The sequence below is a fragment of the Bradyrhizobium sp. AUGA SZCCT0222 genome (assembly GCF_018130205.1).
In the GTDB taxonomy this organism is placed as follows: Bacteria; Pseudomonadota; Alphaproteobacteria; order Rhizobiales; family Xanthobacteraceae; genus Bradyrhizobium.
Window position 1 is genome coordinate 1 of the sequence record NZ_JAFCLX010000029.1, and the last position, 21,730, is coordinate 21,730.

General features: G+C 60.5%; 16 protein-coding genes and 2 pseudogenes. 10 read left to right on the plus strand and 8 right to left on the minus strand.

Features of this window, described 5'->3' with window-relative positions; genetic code table 11:
- Positions 1-79: 79 nt before the first annotated feature.
- From JQ629_RS23435 to gltX, 3 genes are all read right to left on the minus strand, one after another.
- Positions 80-520, minus strand: a complete 441-nt coding sequence (locus tag JQ629_RS23435; protein ID WP_502753262.1) for a GFA family protein — start codon at positions 518-520, stop codon at positions 80-82.
- Positions 521-680: 160 nt separating this feature from the next.
- The gene (gltA, locus tag JQ629_RS23440; protein ID WP_212262361.1) at positions 681-1,985 is read right to left on the minus strand and encodes a citrate synthase; all 1,305 of its coding nucleotides are present in this window, start codon (positions 1,983-1,985) and stop codon (positions 681-683) included.
- Between the two features lie 224 nt (positions 1,986-2,209).
- Positions 2,210-3,634, minus strand: coding sequence for a glutamate--tRNA ligase (gltX, locus tag JQ629_RS23445; protein ID WP_212414667.1), 1,425 nt, complete (start codon positions 3,632-3,634; stop codon positions 2,210-2,212).
- 152 nt (positions 3,635-3,786) lie between these two features.
- On the opposite strand from gltX, the gene JQ629_RS23450 reads away from it, so the two are divergent.
- From JQ629_RS23450 to JQ629_RS23460, 3 genes are all read left to right on the plus strand, one after another.
- Positions 3,787-5,466: a glutamine--tRNA ligase/YqeY domain fusion protein gene (locus JQ629_RS23450; RefSeq protein WP_212414668.1), complete on the plus strand. Its 1,680-nt coding sequence runs from the start codon at positions 3,787-3,789 to the stop codon at positions 5,464-5,466.
- Between the two features lie 29 nt (positions 5,467-5,495).
- Entirely contained in the window at positions 5,496-5,882 is a 387-nt protein-coding gene (locus JQ629_RS23455) for a YybH family protein (protein ID WP_212414669.1), read from the plus strand.
- Between the two features lie 122 nt (positions 5,883-6,004).
- Positions 6,005-6,700 (plus strand): DUF4336 domain-containing protein, encoded by a 696-nt coding sequence (locus JQ629_RS23460; protein ID WP_212414670.1) that lies wholly within the window; start codon positions 6,005-6,007, stop codon positions 6,698-6,700.
- 92 nt (positions 6,701-6,792) lie between these two features.
- On the opposite strand, the gene JQ629_RS23465 is transcribed toward JQ629_RS23460, so the two are convergent.
- The 5 genes from JQ629_RS23465 to JQ629_RS23485 all read right to left on the minus strand — a co-directional run bounded on the left by JQ629_RS23465 (position 6,793) and on the right by JQ629_RS23485 (position 11,653).
- Positions 6,793-7,839: a dienelactone hydrolase family protein gene (locus tag JQ629_RS23465; RefSeq protein ID WP_212414671.1), complete on the minus strand. Its 1,047-nt coding sequence runs from the start codon at positions 7,837-7,839 to the stop codon at positions 6,793-6,795.
- A gap of 624 nt (positions 7,840-8,463) precedes the next feature.
- Positions 8,464-8,766, minus strand: a complete 303-nt coding sequence (locus JQ629_RS23470) for a hypothetical protein (RefSeq protein WP_212414735.1) — start codon at positions 8,764-8,766, stop codon at positions 8,464-8,466.
- 432 nt (positions 8,767-9,198) lie between these two features.
- Positions 9,199-10,197 (minus strand): Bug family tripartite tricarboxylate transporter substrate binding protein, encoded by a 999-nt coding sequence (locus JQ629_RS23475; protein WP_212414672.1) that lies wholly within the window; start codon positions 10,195-10,197, stop codon positions 9,199-9,201.
- Between the two features lie 706 nt (positions 10,198-10,903).
- Positions 10,904-11,290: a hypothetical protein gene (locus JQ629_RS37230; RefSeq protein WP_249135233.1), complete on the minus strand. Its 387-nt coding sequence runs from the start codon at positions 11,288-11,290 to the stop codon at positions 10,904-10,906.
- A 48-nt stretch (positions 11,291-11,338) separates the two neighbouring features.
- Positions 11,339-11,653, minus strand: coding sequence for a hypothetical protein (locus JQ629_RS23485; protein WP_212414673.1), 315 nt, complete (start codon positions 11,651-11,653; stop codon positions 11,339-11,341).
- Positions 11,654-13,783: 2,130 nt separating this feature from the next.
- Here JQ629_RS23485 and JQ629_RS23490 point away from each other — a divergent pair.
- From JQ629_RS23490 to JQ629_RS23520, 7 genes and pseudogenes are all read left to right on the plus strand, one after another.
- Positions 13,784-14,531: pseudogene (locus JQ629_RS23490) on the plus strand (IS5 family transposase).
- 471 nt (positions 14,532-15,002) lie between these two features.
- Positions 15,003-16,016: pseudogene (locus JQ629_RS23495) on the plus strand (ComEC/Rec2 family competence protein); the annotation flags it as partial.
- Between the two features lie 154 nt (positions 16,017-16,170).
- The gene (locus tag JQ629_RS23500; protein ID WP_212414674.1) at positions 16,171-17,400 is read left to right on the plus strand and encodes a tyrosine-type recombinase/integrase; all 1,230 of its coding nucleotides are present in this window, start codon (positions 16,171-16,173) and stop codon (positions 17,398-17,400) included.
- Between the two features lie 624 nt (positions 17,401-18,024).
- Positions 18,025-18,624, plus strand: a complete 600-nt coding sequence (locus JQ629_RS23505) for a hypothetical protein (protein WP_212414675.1) — start codon at positions 18,025-18,027, stop codon at positions 18,622-18,624.
- A 316-nt stretch (positions 18,625-18,940) separates the two neighbouring features.
- Entirely contained in the window at positions 18,941-19,300 is a 360-nt protein-coding gene (locus JQ629_RS23510) for a hypothetical protein (RefSeq protein ID WP_212414676.1), read from the plus strand.
- On the plus strand, positions 19,297-20,775 hold the full coding sequence (locus JQ629_RS23515) for a terminase large subunit domain-containing protein (protein WP_212414677.1): 1,479 nt from the start codon (positions 19,297-19,299) through the stop codon (positions 20,773-20,775). The genes JQ629_RS23510 and JQ629_RS23515 overlap by 4 nt, the downstream gene beginning before the upstream one ends.
- Positions 20,738-21,634: a hypothetical protein gene (locus JQ629_RS23520; RefSeq protein WP_212414678.1), complete on the plus strand. Its 897-nt coding sequence runs from the start codon at positions 20,738-20,740 to the stop codon at positions 21,632-21,634. Before JQ629_RS23515 ends, JQ629_RS23520 begins: the two co-directional genes overlap by 38 nt.
- The last annotated feature ends 96 nt before the right edge of the window (positions 21,635-21,730 follow it).

Below are 21,730 nucleotides of genomic sequence, written 5' to 3' on the forward strand. Positions count from 1 at the left end.
AACGGCCCGGAATTACCGGGCCGTCGTCACTCTCGCAGCCATCGTTCTGTGGATGCGCTAGTGTCCACACCACCTAGCGCTAACCCTTCGGCGCCGAACCTTCCGGCCACTCCGGCAACTGGTCCTTCGGATCGAACCACGTCGCGCAATCCGATCGCCAGATGTGCGCGGCGGGCCGGTTGGTGATCGGCGTGTCCAGGCACCCCATCCGCAGCAGGACGCTGCGGCTGCCGGCGCGCTCGGCGACGATATGCGAGCCGCATTGAGTGCAGAAATAGCGTTGCTTGCCGGGCGAGGATTCAAAACCCCTGAGCAGGCTTTCGCCCCTGGTCCAGCGAAAGCGGTCGCGCGGGACGCTGGTCACCGTCGAGAACGCCGAGCCATGCGCCTTGCGGCAGGTGGCGCAGTGGCAATGCACGATGGCGCCGGGTTCGGCATCGACTTCGTAGGCCACGCTTTTGCACATGCAGCTTCCGGTGAGCATGGTGTCTCCTGACTGAGGAAGTTGGCTCCGCGTCATTGCGAGGAGCGAAGCGACGAAGCAATCCATTCTTTATTGGCGAGGCGCGATGGATTGCTTCGCTACGCTCGCAATGACGTGGATGGTTCGGAGACCCTACAAGAAAAAAGCCGGATGCTGTGACGGCATCCGGCTTTCGAGGTCTCGTATCCGTCAGGCCTTACTTGCGCTTGCCCATGTCGACGTAGTCGCGGCGGGCGACGCCGGTGTAGAGCTGGCGCGGACGGCCGATCTTCTGCTGCGGGTCCTCGATCATCTCGCTCCACTGGCTGATCCAGCCGACGGTGCGGGCGACCGCGAACAGCACGGTGAACATCGAGGTCGGGAAGCCCATCGCCTTCAGCGTAATGCCCGAATAGAAGTCGACGTTCGGGTAGAGCTTGCGGTCGATGAAGTAGGGATCGCTGAGCGCGATCTTTTCCAGCTCCAGCGCCACCTTCAGCATCGGGTCGTCGCCGTGACCGGTCTCGGCCAGCACCGCGTGACACATCTTCTGCATGATCTTGGCGCGCGGATCGTAGTTCTTGTATACGCGATGGCCGAAGCCCATCAGGCGGACTTCGCTGTTCTTGTCCTTCACCTTGGCGATGAACTCGGGAATCTTGTCGACGGTGCCGATGTCGGCCAGCATCGCGAGAGCAGCTTCGTTGGCGCCGCCATGTGCCGGTCCCCACAGGCAGGCGATGCCGGCGGCGATACAGGCGAACGGGTTGGCGCCGGAGGAGCCGGCGATACGCACCGTCGAGGTCGAGGCGTTCTGCTCGTGGTCGGCGTGCAGGATGAAGATCTTGTCCAGGGCGTCAGCCAGCACCGGGTTGATCTTGTAGTCCTCGCAGGGCACCGCGAAGCACATGTTGAGGAAGTTCTCTGCAAAGGTGAGCGAGTTCTTCGGGTACACGAAGGGCTGGCCGACGGTATATTTGAAGGCCATAGCGGCCAGCGTCGGAACCTTGGCGATCATGCGCATCGAGGCGATCATGCGCTGCTTCGGATCGTTGATGTCGGTAGAGTCGTGATAGAACGCGGCCAGCGCGCCGACGGCCGCGACCATGATGGCCATCGGGTGGGCGTCGCGGCGGAAGCCCTGGAAGAAGCGGGCCATCTGCTCGTGAACCATGGTGTGGTGGATCACGCGGTGGTCGAAATCTTCCTTCTGCGCCTTGGTGGGAAGTTCCCCGTACAGCAGGAGATAGCAGGTCTCGAGGAAATCGCCCTTTTCGGCGAGCTGCTCGATCGGATAGCCGCGGTATTCCAGGATGCCGGCGTCGCCGTCGATATAGGTGATCTTCGACTGGCAGCTGCCGGTGGAGGTAAAGCCGGGGTCATAGGTGAACATCCCGGCCTGGCCGTAGAGCTTGGCGATGTCGATGACATCGGGCCCCACCGTGCCGCTCAGGATCGGGAAATCGTAGGTCTTGTTACCTACCGTTAGCGTTGCAGTTTTGTTGCTGGATTTTGCGTCCATCGCGAAGTCCCCGATGAAATCGTTGCGAAAACCGGGCTGACCTGATGCCGTTTTCTGGCAGATAACAGGGCAAGCCGGATTGTCTAGAAGGCGGCTTCAAAATGCGTAGCTTATTGCCCTGTGCACTGCAAGATGGCCGCCGCTAGCACATAGCAGGGGCTCCATTAGCGTTTTCCAGCGAAGTGGGTACCGGTTCGCTGGAAGAAAACGCGTCAAAACAGAAACTAAGCGGCGGCCTGATCGCCGAGCCGGGCCAGGCACTGGTCGCGCCCCAGCACCGCCAGGACGTCAAAAATCCCGGGTGAGGTCGTCCGCCCGGTCAGCGCCACCCGGAGCGGCTGGGCGACCGCGCCCAGCTTGAGGTTATTCTGCTCCGCGAAATTCCGCATCGCCCCCTCGGTGCTCTCGGAATTCCAGTCGGTCACGGCTTGCAGCGCATCGCGCAGCTTGCCGATCAGTTCGCGGGTTTCCGGCGTCAGCAGGGCGGCCGCTTTCGGCTCGAGCTCGAGCGGACGGTCGGCAAAGATGAAGTAGGAGCCGGCGATCAGTTCGAGCAGCGTCTTGGCGCGCTCCTTCAGGCTCGGCATCGCCCGCAGCAATTGCGCCCGCGTGGTGTCGTTGAGCTTGGCCTTCAGCTCGGCGCCATCAGGGACGTAATCCAGCAACTGTTCGAACATGGTCACGAGCGCTTGATCGTCGGCCTGGCGGATGTAGTGGCCGTTGAGGTTTTCCAGCTTGGCGAAATCGAAGCGCGCCGCCGAACGCCCGATGGCGGGCAGGTCGAACGCGTCGATCATCTCCTCCGTCGAGAAGATCTCCTGGTCGCCGTGGCCCCAGCCGAGCCGGACCAGGTAATTGCGCAGCGCCGCTGGCAGATAGCCGAGTGCGCGGTAGGCCTCGACCCCGAGCGCGCCATGGCGCTTCGACAGTTTTGCGCCATCGGCGCCATGGATCAGCGGGATATGGGACATGTTCGGAATGTCCCATTCCAGCGCGTCGTAGATCTGCTTCTGGCGCGCGGCGTTGATCAAATGATCGTCACCCCGGATCACATGGGTGACGCCCATGTCGTGGTCGTCGACCACGACCGCCAGCATGTAGGTCGGGTTGCCGTCGCCGCGCAGCAGCACGAGATCGTCGAGGTTCTCGTTCTGCCAGACCACGCGGCCCTGGACCTGATCCTCGATCACGGTCTCGCCGGTCTGCGGTGCCTTGAGGCGGATGGTGGGCTTCATGCCCGCGGGCGCTTCGGACGGGTTACGGTCGCGCCACAGGCCGTCATAGAGGCGGGTGCGGCCCTCGGCGCGGGCCTTCTCGCGCATCGCCGTCAGTTCCTCAGGCGTGGCGTAGCAGCGATAGGCGCGGCCACTGGCGAGCAGGGACTCGGCGGCCTCGCGGTGGCGGGCGGCGCGGCTGAACTGGTAGATGACGTCGCCGTCCCAATCGAGCTCCAGCCACTTCAATCCGTCGAGAATCGCGGCAATCGCCGGCTCGGTCGACCGCTCGCGGTCGGTATCCTCGATCCGCAGCAGCATCTTTCCGCCATGCTTCTTGGCGTAGAGCCAGTTGAACAGCGCGGTGCGGGCGCCTCCGATGTGGAGGAAGCCGGTCGGTGAGGGGGCAAAGCGGGTGACGACGGAATCGGTCATGATTTGGGCAGGCCTATGCTTGAACGGCCGTGGTGTATAGCAGGACGGTGCATAACTAAAGTCTCGCCATTAATGTCCGGTCCTGGACAAAGCAGGCTTGGCGGGCCGGGGCGAATTTGGCAGAAGGGCCGCTTACCGAGCGGGAACACGTAATGACCACAGAACCGGCAGCGGCAGAAGCAGGGCGCGATTTCATTCGCGACATCGTCCAGGCCGACCTCGACACCCAGAAGCACAGCCGGATCGTGACCCGATTTCCGCCGGAGCCGAACGGCTACCTGCATATCGGCCACGCCAAGTCGATTGCCCTTAATTTCGGCATCGCGCAGGAGTTTGGCGGCAAGTGCCATCTGCGCTTCGACGACACCAATCCGACCAAGGAAGAGCAGGAATATATCGATTCCATCCAGGCCGACGTGCGCTGGCTCGGCTACGACTGGGGAACCGATCTTTATTACGCCTCCGACTATTTCGAGCGGCTCTACGACTGGGCGGAAGGCCTGATCAAGGCCGGCCACGCCTATGTCGACGACCAGTCGCAGGAGGAAATCCGCCTCTCGCGCGGCACGCTGACGGAACCCGGCAAGAACAGCCCGTTCCGCGACCGCCCGGTGGACGAAAACCTCGATCTGTTTCGCCGCATGAAGGCCGGCGAATTCCCGAACGGCACCCGCGTGCTGCGCGCCAAAATCGACATGGCCTCCGGCAACATCAATATGCGCGATCCCGTGCTGTACCGGATCCTGCACGCCCATCATCCGCGCACCGGCGACAAATGGTCGATCTATCCGAGCTACGACTACGCCCATGGTCAGTCGGACGCCATCGAAGGCATCACCCATTCGATCTGCACGCTGGAATTCGAGGATCACCGGCCGCTCTATGAATGGCTGCTCGACAAGCTGCCGGTGCCGTCGAAGCCGCGGCAGTACGAATTCGCACGGCTCAACATCACCTACACGCTGCTCTCGAAGCGGGTGCTGACGCAGCTCGTGCGGGAGGGCCATGTCGCCGGCTGGGACGATCCGCGGATGCCGACCGTCGCCGGCCTGAAGCGGCGCGGCGTGCCGCCGGCGGCGGTGCGCGAATTCGTCAAGCGCATCGGGGTGGCGAAATCCAACAGCGTGGTCGATGTCGGCATGCTGGAATTCTGCATCCGTGAACTGCTCAACAAGACGGCCGAGCGCCGCATGGCGGTGCTGCGGCCGCTCAAGGTCGTGATCGAGAATTATCCGGAAGGCCAGGTCGAGGAGCTCGAGGCCGTCAATCACCCTGATAACCCCGATGCCGGCACCCGCCGCATCACGTTCGGCCGGGAACTCTATATCGAGCAGGACGATTTTATGGAGAACCCGCCGAAGAAATTCTTCCGGCTTTCTCCGGGCAATGAAGTGCGGTTGCGCTACGCCTATTTCATCAAGTGCACCGGCGTCATCAAGAACGACGCCGGCGAGGTGGTCGAGCTGCGCTGTACCTATGATCCCGCCACCAAGGGCGGCAACGCGCCGGATGGACGCAAGGTCAAGGCCACCATGCACTGGCTGCCGGCGGCGCAGTCGCGGCCCGCGGAAATCCGCGTCTACAACCAGCTGTTCGCAAAACCGAGCCCCGACGCCGGCAATTTCGCCGCCGACATCAACCCGCAGTCACTGGAAGTGCTGTCCGACGCACGGATCGAGGTCAGCGTCGCCGAGAGCAATTCGAACGAGGTGATGCAGTTCGAGCGGCAGGGGTATTTCGTGCGCGACCAGGATTCGGCGCCGGACAAACCAGTGTTCAACCGCACCATTGGCCTGCGCGACACGTTTGCCAAGGAAGTCGCCAAAGGCTGACATCGGTTTCACAACGATTGGAACTTCCGATGCGCAGTGCGGCCGACGACATCGCATCCGGCATCATGGCGAAATGGGCAACGGCGTTCAGCAGGCTGGACGCCGACGCGCTCGCATCGCTTTATTCGAAGCACGCCCTGTTCTTCGGCTCGAACCCAAAACTCTATCGCGGGCGGGACGGCGTCACGGCTTACTTCAAGGGATTGCCGCGGTGGCGGACGTCAGCCGTTCAATTCAGCGATGTCGTGGCCGAGCAGGCCGGACCCGATCTGGTCAATGTCGCAGGCACGGCGTCGTTCGACGCCGATGAAGGCGCGGTAAAGCTGTCGGTAAAGATCACATGGGTGATCGCCCGCGAAGACGGCGACTGGAAAATCGTCAGCCATCACGTCTCGTCGAAGGCGCCGTTGATCTGAGGCCACGTCGCAGGATCGTTCGGTGTTCGACTTGACGCTCGCGCGATACGATTTTGTCGGCGCTTGCGAGAGCAGCCTGCAATGGCTAACGATCCGCCGATGCCAGTTGCATTGGATCGGCTATGTTGAAGCACTTCGCTCACGATATCTGGATCGCGGATGGAACCGAAATCGTCATCGTCGGATTTCATTATCCCACTCGGATGGCTGTCATAAAACTGTCCGGCGGCGGCCTCTTCATCTGGTCGCCGATCCAGCTCACGGATGGCTTGCGGGCAGAGGTCGATGCCCTCGGTCCAGTGCGGCACATCGTTGCGCCCAATTCACTTCACCACTTGTTTCTTCCAGCGTGGAAGCAGGCCTATCCCGGAGCCAAGGTCTACGCCCCTCCGGGGTTGCGCAAGAAGCGTGAGGACATTGTCTTTGACGCCGATCTCGGCGACGCGCCGAGTCCGGAATGGGATCAGGAGATCGATCAGGTCCTGATGCAGGGCAATGTCATCACGACCGAGGTGGTATTCTTCCACGCCAAGAGCGGCACGGTGCTCTTCACCGATTTGATTCAGCAGCTTCCTGCCAGTTCGTTCTCCGGCTGGCGGGCTGTCGTGGCGAAACTGGACCTCATGGTAGGCCCCGAGCCGTCGGTGCCGCGCAAGTTTCGTCTCGCCTTTACCAACCGCCGCGCCGCGCGGCTCTCTCTGGAACGCATTTTCGCATGGCCGGCCGAGAAGGTGCTGATGGCCCACGGAACGCCGGTAGAGACGGATGCCCGCGTATTCCTGCGCCGCGCGTTTGGATGGCTGGCCACGCATTCCTGACGGCGCTTTTCCCGATATTTCGCTTCGCGTCTTTCGATACGGCCGCCGTTCATCAAGACTCCGTGCACATGGGCGCGCGCAAGGTGCAGCGGTCAAAGCTTGAACAACGATCGCAGGAAATTCTGCACATCTGCTGTCGCTTGCTCGCGCGCCGCGGGATTGTAACCAAAGGACCCCTCCGACACCACGCATGGCGACCCCGTTCCTGCCGGGCTGCCGGTCATTACGTCGATGATCTTGTCGTCTTGCTCGAGGAACGTACAGTTGTTGTAATTCAGGAAGCCGGTCGGCGTTTGACGGTTGGCTAGATCGGCGTTGTCAAACCAGTGCTTGGCGCCAACGTATTCGAATAAGGCGGCGTCAGTGCCGGCGTTGCTGAGCCTTGCGACGTACTCCCTGCAGCGGCCGATGATCGTCGCGTCGTCGGCGGCGCCATGAAAGATCCGTATCGGGACATTCGCCACGCGATCTTCATCGATGAGCTTGATATGACAGCTAGTGGGGTAAAACGCGAGATGGGCTGCAAAGGGTGACGGCCCGGGACCGTAGCGTTGCTGGAACCGCGGGGAGGCTGCCCAGAGCGCGTTGCGGCCACCGAAGGAAAATCCCAACACTGCAATTCGTGAAGGGTCGATGCGCGGATGGGCTGCCAGAAGATCCCGCGCGCGATAGACATCCGTGAGCACACTGGCTGTGCTTATCGTGTGAGGACCCGAGCAGACACGCGGAATACTCCTCCCGACAAAACTATTGACGACGAAGGTAGCGACGCCGAGTTGAATGAGACTTTCCGCCCAGTACGTCTCCGCTCCAGTGATGCCCGAACAACCATGCGTTATGACGACGGCAGGAACCCGGTCCGTGGTCTCCGGGAGCCTCAGAATGCCAAAGATAGTTGCCGGCGACCCCTCCTGTGGGGCAGCCATGAAAGGAGGCGTAAACAGGTTGCCGGGAAAGGTAAGGGTTTGGAAATTCACTATTTCGATGCGGCCCTGAGAAACAGCGGCTTGAGGGGCCAGGAGTGCGAACGCTGCCACGCCAACCAGCACGGACGACGCGCGCCTCGAGGCGCCGATCATAGGGCGCCGATATCGCTGCGCGCGTGAAGCGAAGAGCCGGGTGGCCAAAATCTTGCGCAAGAGTGCGATGCTCGCCCGTCGCATAAAGCACCTCGCCAAAGTCAGGGTTGAACGGCGCTTAATGTTAGAAGGCAGTGCTAACTCACCCGCGACCAACTTGATGGCCGAGAGGCCATTGCGCAGCAGCGGGCATCGATCACGAAAACAGAAAGGTGCCTATCAGCAAACCGGCTGCAAATGACCAGAGGCCCAGAGTACAAAATGAGACCACGCGGACAAGGATACGGAGGTCGTGGTCGTGCGCGACTTCGTGGGATAGGTCCGTCATTTCAGCCACCGCCTGCGTTGGCCGCTAGGTTAAGGCTAGGATCGCTGTTTCCGCCCCAAAACAGGCAAAAAATGGGCAGTCAAGCTTAGAAATTCGGGTGAAAACCAGGTCGACCGTTGCTCAAAGTCACCAGTCGCTCCGCGATCTGCGGCGACAAGGCGAATCATTTTGACTGTGCAGCGAGCTGAGTTGCTTACTTGAGCGACCCTGCGAGGATCGCCAATGTTCGAGGCCGTTGCAGCATTTCTGATAATTCTCAGCGTCGGCATCCTTGTCGCTCACGCGCTGGACGCTTACAGGTCGTGGAAATAGTGCGGCTTGGGGCCGTGCGGTTCACGGTTGCGGGAGCGCGCGCCTTACTGATCTCTTTTGAGCTTCCGCTTTCCCCAATGATGCTCTTTGGCATCGGGATTGAACTGCAGGACTTCGTGGCGGTGCAGTGCCTTGAGCACAGCCATGCGCGCAAAGAACATCCAGGCAATACCGCGCTCCGCGGCGTAGGTAAGGATTTCCGCCGCGGTCGTGACTGCCGGCATATCGCGTTCTGATTTGGGAACGGTCTCGGCGAGGTAGGCGACCGCCTCGCGCAGCGTGTTGAGCTGTGTGCCGTCCGGCGCCTCGATCGCCTCGTCGAATTTGCGGAACCATCCTTTAAGCATCACGCAAACCTCTCCGCGCCAGCCAAAGGTTCCCCGGAACTATATGACGTCATTTGCTGTTGAACAGCATGCCCGTCAGGTATTTTTTCAGTGCAGCGGTGGGAGCCAGCGTCGGGCTCTTGTTCGTTTTCACGTCCGACATGTTTGCGGAGATGAGCCTCCGATGGGCAATGGCGCTCCTTGCACTGATCGGTGGTGCTAAGCTGGGCGTTCTCGCCTGCTACTTACTGGACATGGCCGTAGAAAATGCTCCGGACATTAATCGGCGGGACCAATAGCGGCAAAAGCAATTCCCCTCTACCCCTGCACCGAGCCAGCAGGCGAACATTTCGGCGCCGGCCCGGGGTGATCTTCAGGAAGTCGTGTCAGGGACAGAAGGGAAAGGCAACGCCGCAGTGGCGAAACGGAGGACGACGAGGCTTGCGGGGCGCTTCACTTCGCCAGCCCGAGCGACTTCAGCGCCTTGCCGTTGTCCTCGTCGTCGGCCTTCATGAACTCGCCGTACCTTGCCGCATCCAGATAGATCATGTCGAAGCCACGCCGGGTCATGAAATCCTTGAACTCGTCGCTGTCCCAGGCCTTCTTGATCGCGGCCTCATACGTCTTGGCGATCTCCGGCGGCAGGCCCTTGGGCGCCGCAAAGCCGCGCCACACGCCCTTGTGAAACTTGTGACCGGTCGCCTCCTCGGTGGTCGGCACGTCAGGGAAGTTCGGCGCGCGCTTGGGCGAGAAGAACGCGAGGCTGCGGATACGCCCCGCCTTGATCAGCGCCTCGGCTTCCGGCATCGAGCACGCGACGAAGTCGACGCCGCCGGCGGCCAGATCCGTCAGCGCGGTCGCAGCGCCCGTGGACGGCACCCAGCGGATCGAGGTCGGCGAAACGCCGTCGGCCTGCATCAGGCCGGCGAGCGCGACATGCCAGCTTCCGCCCTGGCCGGTGCCCGAGGCCACCACCTTGTTCGGGTTCGCCTTGATATGCGCGAACAGCTCCTTGACGTTCTTGTAGGGCGAGTCCGCCTTGACGTGGATCGCGGCGAAGTCCTGGTTGACCAGCCCGAGCGGCGTGAACTTCTCGAACGTAAGATCGGTAAGCCCCGCCCAGTGCATCAGGGTGATCTCCAGCGTGATGAGGCCGAACGTGTAACCGTCAGGCGCTGCGGTCGCGATCGCCTGGTGGCCGACCACGCCCGATCCGCCGGTGCGGTTCACGACGTTCACCGGCTGCTTGAGATCGCGCTCCATGATGTTGGCGATCTGGCGCGCGACCGCGTCGGTGCCGCCGCCGGCGGCCCATGGCACGATCAGCGTGATGGGTCGCTCCGGGAAGGCCGCTTGCGCGTTGCCGGCGCCGAGCAGGCTTAGCGCTGCAATCGAAGCAAGGGCAACATTTCTGGCCAGACTTTTGGCATCGCGGATTACTTGGCGAAGCATTCGCAAACCCTCCCCATTTTGTTTTTGATGCGCCGGGTATTGCACCGCGCCGCGCGCTTTTTGCGCTACCCGCCATTCGGGCGGCGGAGCGCCGGCATGTCAAGGGGAAGTGCCGGCACGTGGCGCGGCGGAACGCCACGATGGGTGGGAGAAGCGTAGGACGTAAGGCGGAGCAGCGGCGGTTTCAGCGCTGTGCGGCCTTGGCGGGATCGGCGTAGGGGCGGGCGGTGACGTGTTGCATGCGGGATGCAAATCCATCACATGTGTTTCGTATATGTGACGGTCGGCCGTCGCTATGTCGATCGTGGCGCCACAGAAACAGCGTGCCCGTCCACTGGTTGATTGCGTCGGCAACGGCAGGCCAGCGGCACTCGCTCCCGCGCTGGGGCCGTTTCCTTTTGGTGAATATTACAGATTACAGGTCGATCTCGAGGTAGGACCGGTGCATTTTTGTCGGTTCTTTGTTGCCATCAAACAAGACTTGCACAGAACCTTGTGCGGCCGTCCACCCAGGAATACGCACTACCGTGCCACGAGACTTGGTTCGGGGCGTGCGCGATTTCCCTAGCTCACTCAACCGGACGCGATCTCCCACCTGAAATTCTGGTAGAGGGTCGTCGCTCTGACGTCGATTCATTGGAAACGTTCCGCGGGCCGCATCTTCAGGCTTTCACTTACCCATCGCCTTCATCTCGATCTCGACGGGTCAATCGAGCGCGAGGACGCCGAAATCGGTGAGCTTCGGTACTCCTTCTTGCATCTCGACGAAGCCCAGATCCATGAGCGCCGCTAGGTCATTTTCGCTGACGGGCGTCAATTTCGTTCGCTTACTTCTGATATCGCGCATCGCCCAGCGGAGGCGGATCGCGGTGTCAAGGTTTAGTCCGGACAGCAATGACTTTGCTTGCTCCGCCCGTCTCACCGCATCTTCAGCATCGGGTGGAGCGTCAACTGCAGGGGCTTGAACAGAAGGCTCCTCTTCGTTTGGTGGGTCAAAGGACGTTGCCGGCGCGGGCTCAATCTGGGTCGAAATTAGCTCGCCGAATATCTCCGAAAGAACTTTGTCCATCTCCTGACGTTTATTCGTACTCATTTTGGGCCTTGCCCCCCGGGCCGAATTTGTTGCGATTGCGGATCCAGATTAGCGCCGGACAGCCGCCTCCAAGAACTCCTGCACAGCGCGCGGCACTTGATCGTATTCGTCAAATCGCCGGCGCAGTTCGTCGGCGATATCCATGGTCACGTCCCGCGACCAGCCGTCGACGGTATTGAAGGCTATGATGCGCGCCGGATGCCCACATTGGTCGTCCATAAGGTCTCGGATCAGCGTCTCGCGACCGGTACCCGCTTCGTCTGTCTCGCGCCATGCTCGGCCTAAACGGACGCCGAAATCGTCCAGCACCAGATAAACGTCCCGGTCCGCTTCTCGCGGCACGATCGACGGTGAGCGAGGCATAACGGAACTCCCGGTCCAGAAGACAATGCCAGCCTCCAGAAGGACGAACCGAAGCCGTCAGTCGAAAGCAAACCCATCGGGTCTATTCGTTAACAAAAACATTCGATCCCGTGCGTGGGCCTTTGGGGGTAATCCCCGGACATTCATGGATCCGGCAAACCTGAGAGAGCGCGCAAGCTTTGCGGCGGGTCTAACCGCTCCTTCTTGGGTTCAAACGCGCGGTCACGCGCAAGACGCAAAACACGCCAGGCTACTGCCTTTTTCTGTTCCGGGACTACTCACTCTGGAGCATGAACAGAGCGCGGCAACATCGCGGCGCTGGTGAGGGCCAAAAGCGACCGCCTTAAAAATCAAAAGGGATCAACCATCTAGATGGATGATGAAAAGGCTGGGGCCCGTAGTCTTACCCAGCACAAACCCCGGCAAATTTCGGACATTTCCATAGCAATCCCCGGACCGGGGACGCAGGGCCGTGACGCGCGGGGATAGATGCCGCCTGGCGCTGCGACAACTTGCGCTCGTGCGGGCGAAGTTCGGCGATGCGTTACCGCGAGATTAGGGTGATGAAATCCCTGTGCAGGCAAGTTGGTCTTTTAGCGCCATCGAACAACACGGTAATGCCCGAATTGCTTTGACTCACCTCGACAACGATGCCGGTAAGATTAGCGAGCTCGGGGCATTGAGCATCGCCTAGCTTACTCATCTTGAAGCGAGTCCCGACAACTAACCTGTCGATTTCCTGAACCATCTCAAAACCTGCAAAAATAAATTTCGCCAAAGCGCAATAAAATAATAGGTACCAGCGGACACTTAATGCGTGCCACCAAGTTGGTATTAAACAACTTTACCCATCAGCTTTCCATCACCCGTTTGGGTCAACGGCCCTGCCAAGGTCACCTGCATGTTGCAAGGCGGCGACCGTTCATTGAACCCGCGGTCCCGTGGCACTTAGCGACGCTACCAGCGTCAGCCTGAGTGGGAGTGCGGCCCTGTTGCGGAACTGCACTGCGTGCACGCATGCAGGATAAGCAGGCAAGCATGCAAGGAAAGCGAATCGACTATGCGGGCTGGTTTGTTACCCTGTCAGCAGCCCTCACGCGGGCTAAGCTAAAGAAGCAATGATTACCGACTTAGCCCCGCCCTAACCGGCGGGGTTTTTCGCCTAGAGAGGGCGCCTTGACGCCGATGCCGCCGGTTTCTTGCGCTGGAACGTTCCCACGGGTCACACCAGGCGCATCGGCACCGTCTAGCCCTAGCGCCGGTGGTTTGAAATTTCGGAATGAAAGAGGCCGCCAAGCTGAGGCGACTATCGCAACAGACTAGGCTTTCACCAAGTCTGGCTGCCGACGGCAGAGAAGACTGCGCCCGAAGACGATTTGCTGTTTAGGTCTACTGGGGTGCGGCCGCTAGGGCGCGTACTCATAAACCCGGCTCGGTGGGAGCTGCTTCGCCGAATGACGCTTCGATCCGACAGCCAGTGAATTGCCACGTCGCCGCGAAGTGATGCGATGGGCCAACAACCGACTACGCAGAAGGCGCGTCAAGGCCGTGCGGCAGTAAGACCTGTATAACATTTTGCCCTTCCGGTGGATGGCGCGAGATATGCCCTTTCCCATGCGTATCCTCGACTAGAACCGCCTTTCCAGCGGAGACACGTCTCATCTCTCCGTCGCTCGTTTCAAACTCGACCTCGCCATCCAACCAAATGGCAAGGAGTCGACCCGGTGGGTTATGAAAGTCCGCTTCGCGCGCCCTGCAGGGATATGAACAAAACGAACTCGCGAGGCTTCGTAGAAAGCGGAACGCGAAGATTCATAGTTAGCGGCAGGCGCTCCATTCGGAAACGATCGCGTTAGTGTCGTGGGGATATCAACTTCCCCAAAATGGGATTCGCCATCAGGCGTAGCGAAAATGCGCAGACACTTCATCTTTTTACCTCCATTGTACTTTCGAGGTTATTATGAAGGAGCGAGCCGTGTCGGGAAGGTTCATTTTTGACCGATTCCGCGGAGATTTGTCGGCCGGTCGATGTTCGCTTTGCCCCAAAGCGCCCGGTGCCGGGCTCGGCCAAGGGGCATTGTGCATGGCCTTACGCCTGTGAATCAAGCTCCCAAACAGGGGCTTCGAACCTTGCGCTACGAACTCTCCGACTATGACCGCCATCAAGCCGATGCTGCCGAACAAGCCGCGTAGAGTTCCTCGGGTAAACGACCGTCGTGTCCTCAACGGCATTTTCTGGGTTCTGCGCTCTGGAGCGCCTTGGCGTGATCTGCCGGAGGCGTTCGGCCCATACACCACTTGCGACAACCGATTCGTTCGTTGGCGCCGGGCGGGCGTCTGGAGCCGTATCATAGACGCACTCGCCGCTGCCCACGATGCGGCTGTCCAGATGATCGACACTTCAATCGTCCGCGAGCATCAGCATTGAGCATGCATCACAGGGAACCAGCGCCAATCGATGGGAAGGTCACGCGGCGGTTTGACGAGCAAAATTCATGCATTGGTCGATAGCAATGGTTTGCCGGTGCGGCTGGCGTTGAGCCCCGGTGAAGCCCACGACGTTCGACTTGCCGGAAAACTGCTGTCTCGTCTGAAATCCGGATCAATGCGCCGTGGCTATGACGCCGACTGGATCAGAGAGCTTGCCAAGAAGAAGGGCGCGTGGGCCAACATCCCGCCAAAAAGCAATCGCCGCGACCCAATCTGCTACAGCCCTTTTCTCTACCGGGACCGGAACCGGGTCGAGCGGTTCTTCAACCGGATCAAACAATGTCGTCGGATTGCAACGCGCTACGACAGGCTTGCCGCCAACTACCTTGCCTTCGTCCAGCTCGCATCAATCAGGCTATGGCTGCGCGTTAATGAGTCCGCGCCCTAGTTGGGGCGGACTTCGTAGCTGCGAGGACTAGTCCCGCGCAGCCACCGGCGACTGCATCGAGTTCGGAGGCGGTCAATTCGTAAATCGAGGTCTGGTTGGTCATTGTCCCGCTCCATGTTGTGGCGCTGTGCGCCGTTGATCTGGAGCGAGTATCCCGGGCGGCGATCTGACGTGCTGTGACGAGAGTCATATTGACAGCCGATGTCGTCAGAAAATCAACTTTCAACGGTCACCAGTCATCCTGAAGGCAATCGCGGAACGGACCCCAAAGCCCCCGCGAGAGTGATGCGTAAAGGAAACCCGCCGGGGCAGTTACCGGCGGGTTTTTCTTCCCACAGCAGTCTTGAGAGCGCGGGGCTTCGCTCCCGCGCGCGCGGCGCCTTTCCCCGATATTCCACTTCCGTTCTGCTAGCCGGCACCTGACACCTTCCGGTAGCTTTGTCCCCGCGAGCGTATCGTGTGGGTAGCTTGATGTCGGAGCAGGGCAACACGTCGGGCCAAAGGCGAGGCTATGCCGGCACGTGGCCGCCGCGTGGGGCGGCGCCGGTCGGCGGTCTCGCGCCCCAGCGTCTTGCGCTGTGGCCGCCGCTGATCGAGACCTTGCGGCAATGGGCGCGCGCGGAGGCGGGGGCGGGGCGTTTGCTGCCCTGGGTGCCCGTCGCCTTCGGCACCGGCATCGCCTTCTACTTTGCCGCCGACCATGAGCCGGTGCTGTCGGTCGCGGCCGTCACCGCCCTCGTGCTGTGCGCGGCGGCGTTCTTGCTGCGGCGGCACAAAATGTTTCCGGTCGCCGTGATGATTGCCGCCGTCGCCGCCGGCTTTGCGATTGCGACCTGGAAGACGGCGCGGATCGCGCATGGCGTGCTGGCGCGGCCGATGTTTTCGGTGGCGCTGACGGGATTTGTCGAAACCCGCGACATCCGCGAGCGCACCGACCGTTTTGTGCTGCGCGTCGTGACCATGGAGAGCGCGCGCGACGCGACAAAAATCGAGCGGGTGCGGCTGTCGGTCAAGAAGGGCACCGCGCCTGACGTGGGCAGCTTTGTCGAATTGAAAGCGCGGCTGTTGCCGCCGATGTCGCCGCTGCGGCCCGGCAGCTACGATTTCGGCCGCGACATGTTCTTCTCCGGCATCGGCGCCTCCGGTTTTGTGATGGGCGCGATCAGGACCGCGGAAGCGCCTGATGGCGGCGGGTGGAAGCTGCGCTATTCGGCGTTCATGCAAGGCATGCGGGATGCGATCGACGCGCGGATCAGGACCGTGCTGGAAGGCGACAAGCGCGCGATCGCGACCGCGCTTCTGACCGGCCGGCGCGACGCGATCTCCGAGCCCGTCAATGACGCGATGTTCATCTCCGGCCTCGGCCATGTGCTGTCGATATCAGGCTATCACATGGCTGTCGTCGCGGGCGTCGTGTTCTTTGCGGTGCGGGCGCTGCTGGCGCTGTTTCCGACGCTCACGGTTGGCTTTGCGATCAAGACGTATTTTATCCATAGCCTGCCATCGAATGCCATTTAGAGCCGTATGCCGGATCGCAAAAACCCTTGCAGCAGAGATGCTTTTTACGATTCTCTTATAGTTCAGCATTCACTGGCATGGCCAATCGATGCTTACCGAACGCTGACCCGGAGAATTGTACATGCAGGTGAAGTTGACTGCAGGATACGTAGCAACAGCTAGCGGCCCATCGGACGGAAAAGATCGCATCATCTACTGGGATGAAAAGCGCCCCGGCTTTGGCTTGATGGTGACGGCCAAGGGCAAGCGAAGTTTTGTTTTTCAGTATCGCAACGGGCATGGCGATTCTCGCCGCGCCTCGTTGAGCGGCACCACGAGGTTACCAGACGCGTATAAGTGGGCCGACATTTTGCAAGGCGACGTCGCTAAGGGCGTCGATCCTGTCGCGAAGAGAAAGGCCGACCGGACCGCGCAATCGAAAAAGGGTAAGTTTCGGACGATCGCCGAGGATTATGTAAAAAGGGAAGCCCCGAAATTGCGCTCCATGGATCAGCGCATCGCAATTCTGAATCGGCTTATCTATCCAATTATCGGAGACAAGATCGCCGCCAAGCTGAAGCGTAGCGATATCGTAGCACTCCTCGACGGGGTCGAGGACAACCACGGTCCCGCCATGGCCGACGGCGCATTGCTGGTGGTTCGTCGCATCTGCAACTGGCACGCGACCCGTGATGACGACTTCCGTAGCCCGATCGTGCGGGGTATGGGCCGGAGCAATGCTACCGGCCGGGAGCGGATTTTGTCAGACGACGAGGTCCGGGCAGTCTGGGCGGCCACCGGTGAGATAATCGCAAATGCAGAAGCCGAGCGCATGGGGTTGTTCATGTATGCCCAGCTGCTCCGATACCTGCTTCTGACGGCTGTTCGTTTGAACGAAGGCGCCAGGATGGACAGATCGGAACGCAGGGGAGGCGACTGGTTGATCTCCGCCGCGCGGATGAAGAACAAGCGGGACTTCCTGATACCTCTCTCTACGGCCGCCATAAGCCTCTTGGAGGCCGTCCCCGTGATCGGTGAACAGAGCTTCGGCCCGATCTTTACCACCAACGGTACCAAGCCCATTGCCGCCTTTAACCAGTTCAAGAAGGCCTTCGACAAGCGGTGCGGCGTGATCGGCTGGACCAATCATGATTTACGCAGAACGGCGCGGTCATTGATGAGCCGCGCGGGCGTCGACCCCGATCACGCCGAAAGGGCCCTGAGTCATACCATCGGCGGGATACGGAGGACCTATGATCGACACGAATTTTACAACGAGAAAAAATATGCCTTTGAAGCGTTGGCGCGGCAGATCGAGTTGATTGTCAATCCTCAGCCCAACATCGTCTTGTTCAATCACGGACTAGGTTAGTCCGCCCGGCAATTTTTGCCCATTGACCTGAAAACAGAGTCTGATGCACTAGCCAACTCCGGGAAACTATGGAGTTTGAGCTACATGGGGCTACGCCCCGCCTTGAACGGTGTGAGGAAATATCACGCTGCAACTCGAGTGCGGAACGTGAACCATGTCTACTCCAAGCCACGCTAAAAAAGTTGAAGCCCGCTTTTTGACACGCGAGGAGCTTCGCCAGCAGTTGAATGATCGCGGCTACGTTATCAGCGCCGGTTATTTCAACCAGCTTTGTCTGCCCTCGCGTGGCAAGGGACCGCCTGTCGCTCGATGGTGGGGCAGTCGCCCGCTTTATGAGTTAGGTGCGGGGCTCGCATGGGCTGAGGACCGGTGCAAAACGCCGTCGACTGAACCGTAATTGAGCAAAACAAAAAAAAGCCGCCCATCCGTGGGGGCGGCTTCTTCGGTGACGGTGCCTGCAAGCTCCCAATATACCGAAGACCGATGCGGCAGCAAACCTCATAACGGTCGGTGCGAGGGTTTTCGCGCGCGCCCATGCGCGCGCATTCGATCGGCTTTTCAAGGCCAATTTCTTAGGCATCTGGGCAAGCAGGCGAGAGACCGCAAACGCAGCGGTGACCGCACATGATCGAACCTCCAAGTCAGATGCCTTCCAAACGTCGCTTCATAAAACCTTCGGAGGTTCCAGAAAAAGCGATCACGTGGCGTACCGCAGCCGAAAGAGCGCAGCAACTTGACCGGTGGCGAACGGCCGTTGGGAGGCACTTTGCTGGTTCATCCCGCGTCCTCCGAGTTGCATGGACCCTCGAATGGATGTTCGGACTTAAGCAGGGGTATGCCTTCTGCACGGATGGCTTCTTAGAGCGAAAGCTCGATATTCCTATAATCAAGATTCAGGCCGCACTTCTGGAATTGGAAAGGGCCGGTGCCATCATTCGAGCCTCCGTTTTTGACCGGAACAGAGCGCAGCGCCGCATCTGGGCTTCCTCGGAATTACCCGCAACCATGTTCCCCACAGTGGGGGGGAATACGAACATTCCCCACGGCGGGTCAAAAACCATTCCCCACGACGGGGGGACAGAAAGCTCAACGAAAGAGTCCCGCTTTTCAAAGATTCGATTCAGCGCCACTCACGAGGCCGCCCGCAAGGACGCCGCAATCCGTGAACGGGCAGCGGCGCGCCGTTACAACGGCGCGCCCGATCCCACAAATGATGAGGAGTGAGCGCTCCCCTGCAAACAATCAACGCGGAAAAAAATTCTCGTCGCCGCGCGGTGTCTGTCGCCGCATCTGTGCTGGCGCGCCGACGCGCGCGCAGTGGTCACTTCTTTTTCAGAAATGCGCAAAGCCTTCTTTTGTGGGGATATAACATCGAAAATAGGCTCGGTCATCGCCCGGTAAGCATTTGTATCGATTTTTTAAGGAATAGCGCCCCATCTTCCGCCATGCCGTGGTCGCGCTCGCGAACTGCTCAGTCCCCAGTACAGTACCGAATTGCACGCGAATAAAGCCGCGTTAGCATCCGTTGACAGGGGTTGCGATGACTTTCTCTGAAGGAAGCGACCGCACTGAGCGTCCAGCTCATCGCCGTCCGCGCGCGACACGCGCGGCCCGTCGGCAACGCGAATTGGCCGATGGCTTAGCCCGCGACCTTGGCCACGAACCCAGCACCGGCGAGCGCGCGCTTATTGAACAAGTTGCAGGTCTCGTCGTCGTACGCGAAGCCATGCAGCAAGCGGTGCTCAGGGGTGAACTGGTTAACGCTGCTGAGATCACGAAGATTTCCGGTGCGGTGACACGCTGCCTCAACAGCTTGCGCCCTAAGGTCGGCAGGCGAACAGCATCATCGGGGCCGTCGATACTCGATGCCATCATCGCCGAACGGCGAGGTGCTCGATGAGGCCGAAGGTCACCATCCGGGCGGCGCTCGAGGAGCCTCGCCTGCTTGGCGGCGTTTTGGCCGGACCGACTTGGTTCGCTTGGCGGGTGATCTTGATCGCCGCCATGGGCGAGCCGCTCCACAGTGACGAAAAAATCATCTTCAAAGAACTCACAGGACGCGATGCGGAGCCGTTGGAGAGGGTTGACGAGCTTTGGGCGGTAGTAGGCCGCCGTGGCGGGAAAACGCGTGCGGCCGCCACGCTGGCCGCCTACTTGGCCGGTTTCTGCGACTACTCCGAAGCTCTGTCCTTAGGCGAGAGGGGTCTGGTCCTATTTGTGGCTCAGAATCAGCGAGCTGCGGCCGTCGCGTTCGGCTATGCGGTGGGCATCTTCCGCAGCGTCCCGGCATTGGAGGAGTTGATCGAGCGTGAAACGGCCGACACCTTGGCGCTCCGGAACGGCATCGATCTGGAAGTGCGGGCGGCCAGCTTCCGTGGTTTGCGAGGCGTCACGGCGGTCGCCGTCATCGCGGACGAGGCGGCCTTCTGGGCAGTCGAGGGCTCGGTGAATCCCGACTCCGAAATCCTGAATGCGGTCCGACCTTCGCTGGCGACCACGCGTGGTCCGCTTTTGGTAATCTCCAGCCCCCATGCCCGACGCGGGGAGGTCTGGACCACCTATCGCCGCCACTACGGAACTTCGGGCGACCCTCGCGTGCTGGTTTTGCAGGCGGCTTCGACCACCATGAATTCCAGCTTGCCGCAGTCGGTTGTTGATCGGGCGATCGAGCGAGACCCTGCGGCGGCTAGCGCCGAATATCTCGCGCAGTTCCGCGTGGACCTCGAGCCGTTTGTGTCTCGTGAGGTCGCCGAGGCAGCGGTTGATCCCGGCGTGTTCGAGCGGCCCTACATGTCGGACGTCTTGTACCACGCCTTCGTCGACCCGTCCGGTGGCTCTCACGACAGCATGACCGTCGGGATCGCACACGCTGAAAAGCGGACGTTGGTGCTGGACGCGGTGCGGGAGTTCAAGCCGCCATTTTCGCCTGAGGCGGTCGTCACCGAGATCGCCGATTTGCTCAAGCGATATCACCTTAGCGCCGTTACCGGCGACCGATACGGAGGTGAATGGCCTCGAGAAGTTTTCACCCGCCACGGAGTTGCTCATCGCATATCCGAGCACACACGGTCCGAGATTTACCAGAACCTTTTGCCGGAGTTGAACTCCCGAAATGTCGCATTGCTTGATAACCAGCGCCTGCTCACTCAACTTTGCGGCCTAGAGCGGCGCACATCCCGAGGTGGCCGCGATATGATCGATCACGGCCCGGGCAGTCATGACGACCTAATCAACAGTGCAGCAGGAGCGTTGCTATTAGCACTACCAACTACTGCACGAGACATAGACCTCGGCAACCTGATCTCGGTCGATGCCGGTCCTTACGAAAAACTCACTCATGGCCTTTACGTTGGATGGGATCAACCGAGATGGTGACGAAATGAAAACATCAACGCAAATCCTCGGCGAGCTTGAGAATGTGCTCACGCGAATTCGGCGGCTCCAGACCGAAGCCGACGCCAATCAGCCGCTTCGGTTCAATCGCCGTCTCAGTGATGTCGAGCAACGTGAAAACGAGCGACGCCGCGATAAAGGCGATCAAATCGCGGCTGAGATAGTCATTGCGAACGCCGAGGCGGCGCAGTTACGAAAAGACTACGCGCAGGCGCTGGAAAGCGAGCGCGCGCCAAAGCAGCCCGGACCGACCCCGGCGCTGCGGGTCCTCTACAAGCGGCGGGACGAGTGTCAGAGGCGATTAGAACAGCTCCACACGGAGCGCGCCGGACATGCGTTAAAGGCCGCTGAGGGCGACGCTGACTCTAAGAAATTGCTTTTGAAATGCTGCGAAGATCAGGCGCGCATCGCGACTGAACTTGAGAATCTCACTCTCGCAATCGGTGGAGCTGAAAAGCGCGACGCTGAGGAGCGCCGCGAGTTCGCCGAGCGCGACGCCGACGAGAAGCACCGTGCTGGCCTTGCTGCCGCGGATCAGTTGATCGTATGGGCGACCAAGATGGACAATCTGCTCGGTTACGTCGGCGCGCACTTCGCGACGTTGCCCGATCTGCAGAAGGCGTTGGCAAAGTCTGGCGCTAACATTGACACCAATCGAACGAACATGATCTTCAGCGTGGCATCGCGTGATCGGGCCGCAAAAGCGGTTGGTCTCCATCGGTGTTTCAGCACTGATGGAACGGTGACGGCAACCCCGCTTGCCGAAGCGTTCAAATCATCCCTCCGTTCCGCCGTTCGGCGGCCCAACGTGAAAGGAAAAGAGCATGAGCACTCAAACTGACGTCGACGACGCAATGACGTCTCTGAAAGCTGCAATTTCGGCTCACGTTGCCGCAAATGGAAACGGTTACAATTTGGCCATGTGGATCGTGAATCA

What these genes read in the sequence shown, in the direction of transcription:
- JQ629_RS23435 (WP_502753262.1), bottom strand. Translation starts at nt 520, where the DNA reads ATGACGCGGAGCCAACTTCCTCAGTCAGGAGACACCATGCTCACCGGA.
- gltA (WP_212262361.1), bottom strand. Translation starts at nt 1,985, where the DNA reads ATGGACGCAAAATCCAGCAACAAAACTGCAACGCTAACGGTAGGTAAC.
- gltX (WP_212414667.1), bottom strand. Translation starts at nt 3,634, where the DNA reads ATGACCGATTCCGTCGTCACCCGCTTTGCCCCCTCACCGACCGGCTTC.
- JQ629_RS23450 (WP_212414668.1), top strand. Translation starts at nt 3,787, where the DNA reads ATGACCACAGAACCGGCAGCGGCAGAAGCAGGGCGCGATTTCATTCGC.
- JQ629_RS23455 (WP_212414669.1), top strand. Translation starts at nt 5,496, where the DNA reads ATGCGCAGTGCGGCCGACGACATCGCATCCGGCATCATGGCGAAATGG.
- JQ629_RS23460 (WP_212414670.1), top strand. Translation starts at nt 6,005, where the DNA reads ATGTTGAAGCACTTCGCTCACGATATCTGGATCGCGGATGGAACCGAA.
- JQ629_RS23470 (WP_212414735.1), bottom strand. Translation starts at nt 8,766, where the DNA reads ATGCTTAAAGGATGGTTCCGCAAATTCGACGAGGCGATCGAGGCGCCG.
- JQ629_RS23475 (WP_212414672.1), bottom strand. Translation starts at nt 10,197, where the DNA reads ATGCTTCGCCAAGTAATCCGCGATGCCAAAAGTCTGGCCAGAAATGTT.
- JQ629_RS37230 (WP_249135233.1), bottom strand. Translation starts at nt 11,290, where the DNA reads ATGAGTACGAATAAACGTCAGGAGATGGACAAAGTTCTTTCGGAGATA.
- JQ629_RS23485 (WP_212414673.1), bottom strand. Translation starts at nt 11,653, where the DNA reads ATGCCTCGCTCACCGTCGATCGTGCCGCGAGAAGCGGACCGGGACGTT.
- JQ629_RS23500 (WP_212414674.1), top strand. Translation starts at nt 16,171, where the DNA reads ATGCAGGTGAAGTTGACTGCAGGATACGTAGCAACAGCTAGCGGCCCA.
- JQ629_RS23505 (WP_212414675.1), top strand. Translation starts at nt 18,025, where the DNA reads ATGATCGAACCTCCAAGTCAGATGCCTTCCAAACGTCGCTTCATAAAA.
- JQ629_RS23510 (WP_212414676.1), top strand. Translation starts at nt 18,941, where the DNA reads ATGACTTTCTCTGAAGGAAGCGACCGCACTGAGCGTCCAGCTCATCGC.
- JQ629_RS23515 (WP_212414677.1), top strand. Translation starts at nt 19,297, where the DNA reads ATGAGGCCGAAGGTCACCATCCGGGCGGCGCTCGAGGAGCCTCGCCTG.
- JQ629_RS23520 (WP_212414678.1), top strand. Translation starts at nt 20,738, where the DNA reads ATGGCCTTTACGTTGGATGGGATCAACCGAGATGGTGACGAAATGAAA.